The organism is Micromonospora sp. CNZ296 (assembly GCF_007827635.1).
Genome location: NZ_VISW01000002.1, coordinates 209,152 through 222,373, shown reverse-complemented (window position 1 = coordinate 222,373; position 13,222 = coordinate 209,152). Strand labels below are relative to the sequence as shown.

General features: G+C 68.6%; 8 protein-coding genes. 2 read left to right on the top strand and 6 right to left on the bottom strand.

From position 1 onward, the window contains the following. Nucleotides 1-109: 109 nt before the first annotated feature. Together FB455_RS03900 and FB455_RS03895 are read left to right on the top strand one after the other, a co-directional pair. On the top strand, nt 110-1,579 hold the full coding sequence (locus FB455_RS03900) for a helix-turn-helix domain-containing protein (protein ID WP_013285709.1): 1,470 nt from the start codon (nt 110-112) through the stop codon (nt 1,577-1,579). Beyond that, nucleotides 1,521-2,225 (top strand): 2'-5' RNA ligase family protein, encoded by a 705-nt coding sequence (locus tag FB455_RS03895; RefSeq protein ID WP_222433928.1) that lies wholly within the window; start codon nt 1,521-1,523, stop codon nt 2,223-2,225. The genes FB455_RS03900 and FB455_RS03895 overlap by 59 nt, the downstream gene beginning before the upstream one ends. A 925-nt stretch (nt 2,226-3,150) precedes the next feature. On the opposite strand, the gene FB455_RS03885 is transcribed toward FB455_RS03895, so the two are convergent. The 6 genes from FB455_RS03885 to FB455_RS03855 form a co-directional block, all read right to left on the bottom strand. Further along, nucleotides 3,151-4,092, bottom strand: coding sequence for a replication-relaxation family protein (locus FB455_RS03885; RefSeq protein ID WP_013285707.1), 942 nt, complete (start codon nt 4,090-4,092; stop codon nt 3,151-3,153). Between the two features lie 439 nt (nt 4,093-4,531). Then, entirely contained in the window at nt 4,532-5,368 is an 837-nt protein-coding gene (locus FB455_RS03880) for a DUF2637 domain-containing protein (protein ID WP_041798987.1), read from the bottom strand. Between the two features lie 3,008 nt (nt 5,369-8,376). Further along, nucleotides 8,377-9,543, bottom strand: a complete 1,167-nt coding sequence (locus FB455_RS03870) for a chymotrypsin family serine protease (RefSeq protein WP_013285704.1) — start codon at nt 9,541-9,543, stop codon at nt 8,377-8,379. A 672-nt stretch (nt 9,544-10,215) separates the two neighbouring features. Next, nucleotides 10,216-11,778, bottom strand: a complete 1,563-nt coding sequence (locus FB455_RS03865; RefSeq protein WP_013285703.1) for a recombinase family protein — start codon at nt 11,776-11,778, stop codon at nt 10,216-10,218. A 47-nt stretch (nt 11,779-11,825) separates the two neighbouring features. Further along, nucleotides 11,826-12,263, bottom strand: coding sequence for a SigE family RNA polymerase sigma factor (locus tag FB455_RS03860; protein WP_013285702.1), 438 nt, complete (start codon nt 12,261-12,263; stop codon nt 11,826-11,828). A gap of 95 nt (nt 12,264-12,358) precedes the next feature. Then, nucleotides 12,359-13,177 (bottom strand): endonuclease/exonuclease/phosphatase family protein, encoded by an 819-nt coding sequence (locus FB455_RS03855; protein ID WP_013285701.1) that lies wholly within the window; start codon nt 13,175-13,177, stop codon nt 12,359-12,361. Nucleotides 13,178-13,222: the final 45 nt, after the last annotated feature.

The following is a 13,222-nucleotide window of genomic DNA, read 5'->3' as shown; positions in this document are numbered from 1 at the left end:
AGCGACGAGCTACCCACCCCGGGGCCGCTGGCCTCGCCGCGCCCCGTACCGATTCCGATGAGAGGGGCGATACCGTGCGACAGGAGGCCGCAGGTAGGAGGTGACCGCAATGGCGAGGACGACGGGCACCAAGGCGCAGCGTGATCACGTACGCCAGACACTGGCCGGTTTCGGAGTGACCCCGGCCGCCATCGCCGCCGAGCTGCAGCGCCGCTTCGGGCTACGCCCCCGGGATGCCTTCCGCCAGGCCCATGGTTGGACTCAGGACGCGGTAGCCGAGAGACTGAACGCTAAAGGAAACGGTTCGGCGACGTTCACCGGGGCGCGGATCAGCGACTACGAGCGGTGGCCCTTCGGCGGTCGTCGGCCCACCTTGGCCGCCTTGAACGCACTGGCGCAGGTCTTCGGCACCGAACCGAGCAGTCTGGTCGACCTCGACGACCTGACCGCTATGCCGGAAGCAGACCGAGCGGCGGTGAGCGGCAGGAGCGCCGCCCCGATGCCTGCGCCATCGGTCACATCCTCAGCACCGCCTGGCGCGATGGCTGAGCCTCTGCGGTGGGACCTGGGCGCTCTGCAGGACGAGACGGAACTGGTGATAGCGGTGTCAGAACGCACGGCGAGCTTCGGCGCATGGGCGCAAGCCTCCAACGTCGGGCCCTTCACCCTCGACGATGTCGCCGCCTCCACCCGCAGGATCGCCGTCGACTACCTGACCGAGCCGCCTGTCGTCGTCTACGCGCGGGCCGGGCTCCTGGCGGATCGCGTATTCCGCCTTCTGCAGACCGGGCGCCAGAATCCTGATCAGTCTCGGGAGCTCTACACATGGGCGGGCTACCTCTGCACACTGCTCGCTTGGATGGCCGGCGATCTCGGGCATCCGGCCGCAGCCGAGTCCCAGGCACGCACCGCCTGGATGTGCGCCGAGACCGTCCGCGACAGCACCCTCCGCGCCTGGGTCCTCTCCACGGTCAGCAAGACCCACCTGTGGGAGCGGCGGTTCGAAGACGCGGCCAACGCCGCCGTGCGCGGCTACGGCCATGCCGCCGAAGGCAGCGCGGCCGTCATGCTGGCGTGCCAAGAAGCGGACGCGTGGGCGGAGATCGGCGCCGTCGAGCCGGCACGGGCAGCATTGCAACGAGCCGAGGAAGCCCGCCAACAGGCAAGCAGCGACCCCGTGGGTGGCCTCCTCGCCTGCGGCACGGTACGCCAACACAACTACGCTGGATCAGTGCTGCTCCGCATCGGCGAGGCCGCCAACGCCATCGAACATGCCGAGCACGCCCTGACGGAAGCCGCCGCGGACCCCTCGGTCGCGTACGGCACGCTCGCCCAGATCCGCATCTGGGCCGCCGCAGCACATCTCAAAGCCGGCAGCCTCGACGGCGCGGTCTCGGTCCTGTCACCAGTGCTCGCTCTGCCACCCGAACAGCGGCTCGACCCGCTGGTGCACCGCCTGCGTGGCGTCGGGCGCAACATCGCCGGCAACCCGTCACTGCGCGCGAGCATCGAGGCCCGCAATGTCCAAGCAGCCATCACCGAGTTCTGCGCCACCGGCGCCGCCCGACAACTTCCCTGAACCTGGAGAACCCATGGCAGTCCCGCACGCCACCGATATCCGTGATCACTGGTACTGGCGACCGGGTTGGGGCATCGGCTCCCGCTTCTACACCTGGCACATCACCTTCGACGGACAGCCCGAGGTCGAGAAGCTCGCTGACCAGTACCGGTCCCTGCTGTCCTCGCAGCCCAGCCTCGACGTCATCCCGAACCGATGGCTTCACCTCACCATGCAGGGCATCGGCTTCGTCCAAGACGTCGCCACCGACGACGTCGACGCCATCGTGGCCGCCGCCACCGACCGGTGCTCGCGCCTGTCACCTTTCAAGCTCACCATCGGAACCCCCCACGTCGATCCCGAGTCCATCCAGATCGCCGTCGAGCCGATCGAGCCCGTGCGGCAACTCCGCGCCGCCATCCGTGCCGCCATCGCCGACGTCTGGGGGCAGGACCGCGTACCCGAGGCCGCCGAGCCCTACGACCCTCACCTCAGCCTGGCCTACACCAACACCGACGGTCCCGCAGCGCCACTCATCGAGGCCCTCTCCGCCGCCCCGAAAATCAGCGCCGACGCGCTGATCACCTCGTGCCAGCTCATCGTCCTCAACCGCGACGAGGGCATGTACGTGTGGGAACCGTACGCCACGGTAGAACTCGGTTCCTGAATCTTGTTCAACCTCCGCCATGTCACCCCCTGGGATGATCGCCAGGCTCATGTTTCTTGCTCCGCACCTTGTCGCGGACGGCAGGGGTTGCCGTCTTCGAAGGGTGCTCACTCGGCCGGCGTTCGGGTGAAGGAGGCTGCGCCCGCCCCGAGACAGGGCGGGCGCAGGTCACGCGGCGCGTGGCGGTGCAGGTTGGTGTAGGCGGAGCAGGCGGGCGAGGGTCGCGGCTTGGTCGACGGTCGGGAGGCCGGCTTCGGCGGCCAAGGCTTGGATCTCGGTCTCGGTTGCGGGTTCGGTCAGGTAGCGGGCCATCGACATCGTCCCTGGCAGGAGTGGAGCGTCCGCCTCGGGACGCGCGGTCGGGGCCTCGCAGCCGGCTGTCCGCGTGGGCGGGGTCGGCGGCGACGGGTGTGGTGTGTTCGCACGTGATTGCTGGTCACGGCGTGCGGCCATGTCCCTCCCAGGACGACTCGCGGCGTGGGGGCGAGGTGTGGGGCCATGGTCATCTCCTCTCTCGGTTCACCAGGGAGTTCTGAAAATCGATCGCCGGCCTCCGCCACCCGGACTGGGGCGGCGGGTCGACGTAGTCGCCGGTCGGGTGACTTCGATTGCGGGAGCAGCGGGTGGAGGGCCGCGGACGGTACCTCCAGGGGCCACGAAAGTGAACAGTGCGCCACTCACAGCGACTCACCGCGACGTGCCGTCGGGTGTGAGTACTCGGACGGGCGCGGGTCTGCCGCCGAACTGCGCTGCTGACAGAGTCTGACGGGTCCCGTCCGATGCGGGCTGTCCGCTCTCGTCGCCCTCGGTGCGCGCCCACATGCGAAGAACGGCTCCCGCCCTGGCGGGTTTGGCGGGCATGGGTATGTCCGGCGGTGTGTAGGGCGTTCAGGGCGGCCGTCCGCGCCGCCTGTCCCGCCTGACCTCATGAGGCGTCCCGCTTATCTGGGGCGGGCTGGTCATGGACGGGATATTCGTCGTCGTGGCGGGTGTCGGTATAGGGCAGGTCGATGAGGCGGTGACGGCCCGCGCGGCCGGGTAGCTGCCAGATCTGGTGGGCGGGGCTGGCGGCGAAGGCGGTGCGTAGTTCAGCGCTGGTGGTGGCGATGACCTTTGTCGGGTCGGGGACGGCGGCGAGGCGGTGGTGCAGGTTCGCCTCCCGTCGTGCGGAGGGGAGGTGGAACAGCACCGGCCATGCCCAGGTGCTCATCATGTACAGCCGCTCGTACTTGATGACCTTGTCGATGAGGACCTGCAGGTTTTCGCCGCTGGTGTCGTACTCAAGGAAGAACGGCACGGACCGTCCGTCCTCGGTCCACACCCCGGCACCGTCCGGACGGGGGAAGCCGGTCGCTCCGGCGATGATGATCTGCGGGTCGCCGCCGGCGCGGTACAGGGAGCCTGGTTCGTGGTAGGCCGACGCGGGCTGCCAGCGGACCAGGTCGGTGTCGGGGTGAGTGCGGGCGTGGGCGGCGAGGTCGATGAAGACCTGGTTAGCGCCAAGCAGATGCGGCAGGTCCGGCCGGGACGTCAATGACTGTTTGCGGCGGCGGGCCTGGTCCCGGCGGCCTCGTGGAAGTCCGCGTTGAGCGTGTACGTGGTCGTAGCCGAGCTGGTCCAGGACGTAGTGGTACGGGTAGGAGCCGCCGTCGGCCTTGTTAGGTCGGAACCGGTCCACCGCCCGCAGCAGGGTGAGGCGGCGCAGCCGGCGTTGAGTGAAGTCCAGGGACGGGAATAGGGCGGCGGCGATCTGGTCGGTGGTGAGCACACCGTGGTCGTAGAGCCAACCGAATAGCCGGTCGTCACGGGCGGTGATGCTGGCTTGAAGCCGCAGCAGCGGATCTGCGCTGTGTATGGGTTTACGCATGGGCAGCCCCAGGGGGGAGACCCCAGAGTTGAGGGTCTGTCTGGAGCGGCATCGGAGCGCTGAGAGCGGGGTTGACCTGGGCTGTGAGCGGCCGTGAGGGGTCAGGTTGGGGGTCAGGATCAAGACGGACGGTAGACCGGAGATCCGCGCTGACTGCTAAACCGCCGGGCCCACCGGGTCTGGAATGACGGATTGGTAGGAGTCGGTGTGGGTCGGGCCAGTGACGCTGGTGCGCTTCGCGGTGCGGGGTGATCATCGTTCTTGCTCCATGGTCAGAGGGTGCGAGTGGGTGTGACGTTGGTGCGCCTGCCGCCGCAGCGGGCGAGAGCGGGTGGGCAGGTCCGGTCGACTTCTGTCAGCTCGCGGGCGTGCTGACAGGCGCGCACGCCGGTCTGACAGCGTCGGCTCGGCCTGACAGAAGCCATTGGTTCGGGTTCTGTCACGCGACCTCCCTCGCTGACGGATCCGGTGCCGGCGGGGTGGTCTCGGCGCGCAGGACGCGCACGAGGGCTGAGGCGGTGGCGTTGGACAACTGGTGCCCGTCCGCGCGTAGCCGGTGGGCGAGGGCCTTGCGGGACAGAGGTGTCCCTTCGGCGGTGAGGGTGTGGGCGGCGGTCCGGGCGGCCGGTACCAGCGCGGTGACCTCCGGAGCGCCGTCGTCGGTCGATGCCTCGTGGTCCGGGTGGTCCGGGACCGCCGATGGTTGGTCCGCGACGGCGGGGACCGCTGTCGCGGGGTCCGGGACCGCGGCGGCGGTGACGGGGACCGGCGGGCGGTTGTCCGGGACCGACGTGTCGACGGTCTGCGGCGGTTCGAGCTCCGTCGGCGCGGGCTGGGCGGTGGAGGTGGGTGGGGTGGGGTCGGCGCGGCCGAGGGCGATCTTCACCATCGCCAGGAAACCCAGGGCGGGTAGGGCGGCGGCGATCCAGCCGATCACCGACGCCTCGGCCTCGACGACCTGCGCGGCAAGCGACAGCAGCACCGCTGCGGTCAGCATGGTGGCGGGGAAAACGATGCTTCTGCCCAGTCGCCGGTTGCGGCGCAGCTCCAGACCGGCGGCGATCGAGGTCAGCTCCAGGACGATCGCGTCGGCCCAGGCCAGCCAGCCCGGCTGGCCGTGCGCAGCGGCGACGTCATGCACGTGGGTGAACGACGCCGCGCCGGCCGCCCCGCCGATCAGCAGCATGATCGCCACCTGGGCGCGGTCCTCCAGCCGCTGCCGTCCGCGCCCCGCCGCAGCGGGCGGGTCGCGACGTCGCTGGTCATGTGTCGCCAAAGGCCCACCACCTGTGGCCGGCTGGCCCGGATGACACCCGGTGAGGCGTCGTCGCCCAGACGTGGACGACCGGGAGGGCGGCCGTGACGGCCGGGCCCGTAGCGACGATGTTGTCGAGTGAAGTCACGATCTTCTCCAAAATTGGGGTTGTGGGTTCCAGGTGCGGCACGAGGGCGGATCGCCTGCGGGTCGCGCCTGCCAGCCGGGTACGGGCAGGCGCGACCCTGCCGGGTGACGCCCGGCCGGGCGGACCCCTCACGTGGGCGCGGGGGACGGCAAGTCACTATGGTCGAGTCAAGGAACACGCCAGACCCCACGCAGCAGGCAGCAGGGCAAGCAGGCGTCGCCGCAGCCCGCACAGCAGGCCGCAGTCAACAGCGTGGACACAGGGCGAACGGCCAAGCCGAGCCACAGATGATCAGAACCCACCACCGATAGCGCGCAGGCGCTCAGGTGGGTGCGGCGGCTCAACTCGCCGACAGACGATCCTTCATGGGGTCCTCCCATCACTCGACGTACCCCGACAGGGTCGGCACCAGCAACGGCAGGCACCCCCACTGGGGGTGCCTGCCCGCTGAGTCTGTGGCCGACGGCGCCAGCCGACGCTGCGGGAACGTCTCTCCATTACGCCCCGGAAACCCGATCCAGTCAACCACCGATCTCCAACAGATCAGCCGCGAAGTCTTGTCGCCAGTCCGCCTGAGTGCTATGGATGTCGCCTACGTCCGTGACGGTTCCTGTCCGTCCACGCGATTCGCGGTCGAGAATCTTTCTGTGACGTCTCGCATGCTGGGATGTCGATCTCCGTAAGCGGCGAATCGGGTGGTCACATTCTGCCCTCAACCGCTGGTTCGTGGCCTTCTGTTGTCCTACCGCTGTGGTGGCGCCACGGAGTGCGAGTGCCGTGGCGAAGATCGTCAGATGGCGACGGCAGTCGATCCTTGCCGGCCGCTGTCAGAGGCAGTCGCTACACTCCCCGGCCGCGGCAAGAGGTCAGTAGACATCAATGCGTCCGGGCGGAGAACACCTCCACGTCCTGCAGTTCGACAACGGGGTCATCACGGTGGGCCGCACCGGCGACCCCCGCATGCGCCACGAGCGTCACGAGCCGAGATTGCGGTCGCTACCGTCTCACCATCAAGCGTCGCTGGGTCTCGGAGGCATGGCAGGGCGCCCAGTGGGCGGAGCGCCAGCTGATCGCCGTCTGCGCCAAGATCGGCAGACGCACGCCAGCGGGCCGCGAGTACTTCCGCGACGTGCCCTTCAGCATCGCGTGCCAGCAGGCCCGGCAGGGGCACCCCACCACGTGCCCAGACTGCCGGCAAGGGGTGGTGGCCGCGCCGATGCGGATGCCCGCCACGGTCGAACGACGCCTCGGAACACGATGGTGAGCTCGTCTGCGACTTTCGGCTGCCGTGCGACGGCGTCATCACCGCACGCCTGCACGACCCGGACATGGCCCCCGACGGCAGATATCCGATGCGCCGGAGCGAGCACTACGACATTGAGCTGGAGTGCAGCGAGATCGACGCCTGGAACGTCTGGGGGGGGCCGAACCACGTACCCAGCCGCTCGCACCTGGTGTGCCCGCTCGACTGTGACCGCCCGGCCTTGCGGGCGTGTCCGGACGCCCGCCGTGACATCGCTCGGGTGGGCATGAGCGCTCGCGCGGGCATGCCACTGATGCTGGCCCCGCTACGCGACGGCGCTCCTCACAGGTGACCAACGCGGGAGGCTAGCCGAACGGCTGACGGGACGCGTCACCTCACGTGGTGACCGCGTCGCGAACCAACCGGCGAAACCGCGCTGGGAAGGTTTGACCACCGTCGCGCCCCCCCGGGCTGGTTGGGTACGTGAGGCGGTCGTTCGGGAAGACCGAGCGAGGGCCATCGCGCGGCGGGCAGCGCGCGCGGCGGCGCACATGCCCCGCTGCCCGACACACTGCAGATTCCGGCAGTTGCCACGCTCATTCGGTTGGTGCGCGGCGGCGACATCGAAGGCGAGCCGCCACAACAGCGGATCGACCACATCACCGGGCAGGGCAGCGAGAGCGCTGAGTCGTTCGCGGGGCACGGCGAGAAACCTTCCGTCGACGGGTCACGCCGCCCAGCCCGATCACGGCGGGACGACGGACACGATCGACGCTCACCTCTGCCTGAAGGTCAAGTCGTCAGGCCACCCGCTGGTCCTGCGGGCCGAACTTCCACCGCCAGTCGAGGCGGTGGCGGCCGAACGCGGCCGTGACGACCGGTCGCCAATCGCGTCAGCGCCGAGCTCGGCATTAATGCGCCGCCCACCGTTTCGCCATAGGCCAGGACACGTCATAGCGTTTCGCGGCCCGGGCGACCCGTGATCACGATCAAACGCGCCAGGCGAAGACGTGCACGAGGAGTTCAGAGCGGCGTTAGCGTGGGACACGAAGGCCTCCTGGTTGCCGGAGCGGTTCCTAGACAGCTCCACTCCACAACCGGAGGCCTTCGTCATCCCGTCTATCTACGCCGTGTCGTCACACGACCTCAACCAGCCTGCCTGGGCAGTACACCCAGACGGTGGGCCGGACCGGTCGGTTCGGCCCACCGTCTCTTGCCGTTGCAGGCGGGCGCTCACGAAGCCACGACGACCCAAAACGGTCCGGCCGTGGGACATCGGGTCGGTAACTGGGCACCCTCTGGGGCTGCTGCCTCCACTGATCCTCCTCGCAAGGAGACCTTGTCGCCGGTCTTGAGCGACTTGGGCTGACTCAGTGAGGAGGTAGGAAAGATCGGCACGTAGACCGTGCCTGATGTGGAATCGGTGACGCTCAGGCACTCATCTCTTTTCGAGACGGTGCCCTCCAATAGCGCGCTGTCGCCGACGCCTGGCTCCTCGTCTCGATATTGGGCAAATGTCGCCGAGCCGGCGTCAAAGGCATCGTCGGGCGAACGGGAGCAGCCGTTCATGCAAGCCATGATCACGCAGCCTGCGAGCAGGGGGCGCAGAACAGCACGATTCATCCGTCACCAACTCTGCTAGTAGTAGAGGGTTGTGCCTGACGGGATTCGGTAGATCTTGGAGTATACGCTCCACCCGCTACCCCCGCCCTTATGGATCCCGATCGCGTTACTTCCGTTCACCCACGGCCCGCCGCTGTCGCCTCCGGCCTGGTCGGCGCTCACCCTGACGAAGACCGAATTGCATGTCGTGCCGGGGCAGGCGCCGGACCAGGTCGGCTTGTAGGCGATCGAGGTGATCGTGCCGCACTTCCAACCGCTCGTCTTGCCCCGATGACATGCCGTAATGCCTTCCGGCACGTCTTGCGGTCCCCCGACGATCGTCGGACTTGATGAGGATGACCCGTAGAACGTGTTGGAGATGGAGTTCCCGGTGCCGACGGCGACGCCGTAGAACGCGATGTCCGCGTTGGCGCCGTAGTTCTGGGCCTGTCTGGTGCTGGTTTCCCAGACGCCGGTGCCTGCGGTGTTAGGGTAGATGTTCTGAGTCTGACCGCAGTGGGCGGCGGAGAAGTATCCGATGGCGGAACCGTTCTTCGCGGAGAAGCCCGCAGTACAGCTGGTCAGCGCTACCCCGCCCCGGACCGTCAGCCCAGAGTCACCGCCGGCGTCCTGCAGGTGCTTGAGCACGACCTCGGGAAAACCGGTAGCGTCCTTCACCGCCTGAGCTACTGACCCACTGCCGCTGTCTGTGGTTTCGATGACCAGTGCTCCGTCTGCCGTCCGGACGTACATGCCCTGCACCCCCGGGGAGACCTGACGTACTGCAGCCTCGACCTGTGTCGTCAACTCGGGTCGCCTGTTGCTGATCGGTGTTCCATCGACCACCGAGACGGTGGTCAGGCTGGACAGCCGCAGTTCGGCGAAGGCGGATGCGACATCTTTTCGCGCGGTGCGCACCCGCAGTGTCTGGCCACCGGAGTCCTGCTCGATCCAGACGTCGGCGTCGACCCCAAGTGTGACGCCGGTGCGGGAGATTAACTCGACGACGTTCTTCTGGTCATTGATTGCGTCAGTGGCCTTGTCGATGCCCACGTTGTTGAGCCGCGCATAGTCCTCGGTGGCGGCAGTGGTCGCATCGGCTGGAGCGGAAGAGGCCACAGCCTGCGCTGTCGGCGTTGCGGCCAGGGCGAGCAGAGTCGCCGCCGAGAGCGCGGCAGCCTTGTGAGCTGTGCGTCGTCGCACCGGTCCTCCAAAGTAGCGTGATCGATGGTTCACGGAAGGTAGCAAGAGCCGCTTCGCCGTCACAAGACTTCGGGGAACGACAGACGTCGTTGCCTTACTCATCCTCAACAGCCTCGTAGGCTGCCCTGGCTCGCGGTGGCGGCGGCGGGCCTCCGCCATTGTCCACTGGGGCACACAGCTGCCAGCCTCGGTCCAGGCTCGCAGCCGGACGACATCCTCTGCTTCCGCACGAGTTTGGGTGCCGACGGGCCAACGCCGCCGATCCTGTACGCCAAGCTGGCAGTCCTTGGCCGTCCTCGGAAACACGACGAGGATGAGCCGGACCGAACGGCGCAGACGTCTTCGCCCTCGAAGCGACGCTGGATCGGGTCGGCGAACTTCACGACGTCGTCACGGCCAGCCTTGAGTTCAAATCCTGGATCGGACCTCGCGCTGCTGCGCGCCGCCGAGAATTTCTATCGGACTTGAACAGCAGTTCCGATGGCATCGACACCGTCGTCGACATACACCTATTCGAACGGGCGCTACCGAACCACGACAATGCGACGATGGCGCCGACGGCGGCGCAACTGCGATAAAGCCCTTCTTGCCTGTGCTTCAATCGCAGGTGAGTAATTTGCCGATCGAACCGCTGGTTGCCGGGAGAACCTTCTCCATCTTGGAACGCGCGAGTCAGGCCTTCGGGTGGTGGTGGGGGTCGAAGTTCCAGTTCCAGTGGAGGCGGTGGCGGCCGAAGGGGCTGCGGTCGCCTTTGTAGGCGGCGGGTAGGAGTTTGATGTCGGCGACGAGGCGGATGATCTCTCGTTTGACGGGGGTGTTGCCGTCGAGTTCTTGCCATGCCTGTACGGCGTGGTCGCCGATGCGTCCGCGGAGCACGGCGGGGATGCCGGCGTCGGCGGCGCGTTGTTCGTGCTCGGCGATCTGGGCGAGGAGGCCTTTCTCGGCGCGGGCGTAGGCGATGGCGGTGACGTCGCCGTTTTCGGCGAGGCGGCGCCAGTCTTCGAGTTCTCTGCGCAGGCGTTGGGCTTCGGCGCGGGCGTGGGTGACGTCTTCGTCGCTGCCAGCGGCGGCGGTGAGGATGTCGTGGACGTCGGGGCGGGACAGCCACGCCACTACGGCGCGCTGCACGTACTCGTCGAGGATCGGTGCTTTCACTCCGACGTGCCGCTTGTGCAGGCAGGAGTACACCTGCCCGGTCCAGCCGTGCCGGTTCTGCCGCTGCGAGGACAGCGGCCCGTCGCACACTCCGCAGCGCACGATGTAGGACAGCAGGTGCACCGCCCGGCCGGGACGGGTCGTGGTGCGCGCGGGGTCGCCGAGCATGCGCACCACCGCCCAGTAGGTCTCCTCGCTGACCAGGGCGGGCCAGATCCCGTCGCCGACGATCTCCCCGCGCAGGACCCGCTTACCGATGTAGGCCGGGTTCATCACCTGCTTGCGCAGGATCCCCCGCCGCCAGACCCCGCCCTGGGAGGCGGGGATCCCGAGCCGGTTCAACTCGGCTTCCCGCGCCGTCAACGGCATCCCCGCGGCGATGAGCCGGAAGTTGTCCCGCACCACCTGAGCGTGGGAATACTCCGTCACCGTCCCGTCGGCGGCCACGGCGGTGCGGATCTCGTCGTCGGGCTCCTGACGCAGCAACGCTCGGGTGCGCTGGTCGTAGATCCGCCGATACCCGTAGGTGATCTTTCCGTGCGGGCGACCCGCTTCGGCGGCGCCGACGATGCCGCGCAGCACGTTGTCGCGGATCGCCTCGGCCATCCACTCGGCCTGCACCGCCTGGAAACCGAGCATCATCCGGTCGTTCTTGTCCCGCAGGTCATACAACACCCCACCGACCAGCCAGAAGTACAGGCCGACCTCGTGACACATGTCCCGGATCTTCACGAACACGGCCAAGTCGCGTTCCTTGCGGGAGATCTCCCAGACCACCAGCACATCGCCCTTGCCCGCGCGGATCTGCTCGATCAGCAACTCGAACTGCTCGCGCTCCTTCGTCGCACGGCGGCTGGCCGAGCGGTGGTTGTCGGTGAACGACCCCGCGTCCGTCCAGGACCGCTTCGTAATCTCCGCCAAGTTGAGCACGCCCTGGTCGTGGACGCTCTTGCCCTGCTCCTTCTTGTCCTGACTCGCGCGCTGATACCGCAACGCCCGCACCTGCCCGCCCCCGGCCAGCAGCGCGTCCTTGCTGTCAAAACGGCCCTGGTTCCCCGACCGGGCCTTCCGCCGTACCATCAGAACCGTCCCCCTAGACGTCTGTTAGGCAACATCGACCATAGCTTCTAACGATCCTTGACAGTGCCGACCGTGCAGTCGAGCACGGCGGCCGTGTCCTCCAGGCTCAGGTCCAGGTAGTGCCGGAGCACCACGGCGGCCCGCTGTCCCGCCGGGACGGCTTCGAGCGCCGCCCGCAGGCGCATCCGCTCGTCAGTCACCGCCGCCGTGTCCCGCACCGCGGCGTCCGGCATGGCGTCGCCGGCCGACCGCTCGCGCCGCCAGGGCCGACGGGTCTCGTCGATCGCGGCCCGGTAGACCATGGTCTTGACGTAGAGATCGGGCCGCTCCAGCTTCCGCCAGCGTGGATAGAGCTTGACCAGCGCGTTTGCCACGGCGTCCTCCGCGGCGTGCCAGTCGCCGCAGGTCATGTACGCCAGCTTGCGCAGGGACGCCATCTGTGACGTCACGAACTCGCGGAACGCTTGCTCGTCTTCGGCTTTCAATCGACTGCCTCCTCGTGACGGAGGTAGAACGGCTACGCCCGCCCGGGAAGTTGCACGGACGGCGGACCAATTCCGCCACGTGTCCGGAGGCCTCGTCAGTACCGTCCCGGTGGCGGCGCCGGCCACGAGCGGATCATGGTCGCCAGCAGCGCCGGATGGTCGGTCGCCCCGCGCATGTCCACCGCGCGGCGGCAGCAGATCGTCACGCCGCTCGACGCCAGGATCTGCTGGCGGCCGCCGTCGTCGATCCGCCGGTAGCCCACCGGCACGCACGACCGCACGTCCGGCATGCCTCCGGCCCGCAGGTTGAGGTCACCGCCGAGGACGGTCGGCGCGCCGACGGCGCCGCCCCGGACGCCCGGCACGACGGTGCCGAGCAACTGCCCGCACTGGGCCAGCGCCACCTGGCCGCTGGTGTTCGCCAGGTGCGTGGTGCACGCGTGCAGCCCGTCGGCCCGGACACAGAGCCAGACCCGCTCCTCAGGGTCGGTCAGGTCCTGCGCCGGATAGGTCCCCCGGTGCACCGACGGCCGCGTGTCGCGGGCGTCGAGGCGGGCCAGCAACCCGATCCCGTACGGCTCGCCGTTGTTGCACCGGGTGGGACCGCCGGAGGGGCGGTCACCGGCGGCCTGGAACGCGGACACCGTCGTGCCACCGGCACGGACGGCCCGCAGCGTACGCGCAAGCGTCACCACGTCGTCGCGGCAGACCTCGTTGAGCGTGACCACGTCGGGCAGTTCCGCAGCGATGACGTCGGCGGCCTGCGGGACGGCCCGGCCGGTGTAGCAGCCGGCCCGGCCGCTGTTGCACAGGTTCATCTGGAGCACCCGCAGCGTCCCCGCGCCGGCGGCGCCGGCGTCCGAGGATCCAGCCGGTAGCCCGGCAACGACGAGCAGACACACCGCGGTCAGCACCCGGCGGACACGCCGGGCGAGGTGGGTGACCGGCTGCGCTGACAG